The organism is Paenibacillus sp. FSL H7-0331, from assembly GCF_001956045.1.
This window is the reverse complement of sequence record NZ_MRTH01000149.1, coordinates 1-929: the sequence shown is the minus strand read 5'-3', so window position 1 is coordinate 929 and position 929 is coordinate 1. Positions and strand designations below refer to the sequence as shown.

Here is a 929-nt window from a genome sequence, read left to right as displayed (position 1 = left end):
GAAGTAAAGGGCAGGATTCTGCAACTTGATGGATATTCTGTACGTCTTTGGAGTCGTTCGTAACAGCAATACAAAATCTCTATTTCGCACATACCGCTATTATATGCCCAAGGTATCTCTGTGAAAAAAATGTGAGGGGATGTTACACGTGAAAAAATTAATTATTGGTATAGCCTCGGGGGCTGTACTTACTATGACAACCGGAGTACTTGCCACAAGTCCGACAGTTCAAGCAATTTTGTTTCCAACTACCATCAACATTCACAAGGAAAATTCAACAGTGACACTAGGTAACAATTATGAAGTATTGAATTACAACAACAGCGTGTATATTCCACTACGTGCTTTTTCGGAAAGTATGGGATCGACTGTAAAGTACACTGCCCCAACTGAAGAAATATTACCACAGATTGACGTATATACAGCCCCACAGTCTTGGAGAAGTACCTTTTTGGGGGCAGGTAATCAATTTGGTTCCCCCCTTTTTATTAGGTTATTCTCGGCTTACCTACCTGAATCTGATTCAGTTGGTTTCCATGCCCAGATTCATAACACGGGAAAGGATTACGTTATGTTAGAACCTTTCAAATTACAGATTGATATCGCAAAAGTGGGGGAACAGCGTCAGCTTGTTTGGAGTACAGAAGTTTCATCCACTGGTCCAGATTTAGGTACTTCGATTGGTGATGTAATTCCTGGGGCAGATTCACACAATTATTGGGGACTTAGATCCCCCATTATTTACTGGGACAAAAAAGATAGTAATGGAAAACCAGTCAGCTCAGGACAATATCAGATTCAAATTAAGCCTGTAACTATTGAATACAATAAAGTAGGGCAACAAGATGGTATGACACAAAAAATAGAACCTGATATGCACACTCAATTTATTGTAGTAATACCATAATTTTCGGCCATAACATTGATTG

The 929-nt window shown here is 39.3% G+C and carries 1 protein-coding gene; it reads left to right on the top strand.

The window, feature by feature from the left end; genetic code table 11:
* The first annotated feature begins 148 nt into the window (after positions 1-148).
* Entirely contained in the window at positions 149-907 is a 759-nt protein-coding gene (locus BK127_RS42205) for a stalk domain-containing protein (protein WP_076238587.1), read from the top strand.
* Positions 908-929: the final 22 nt, after the last annotated feature.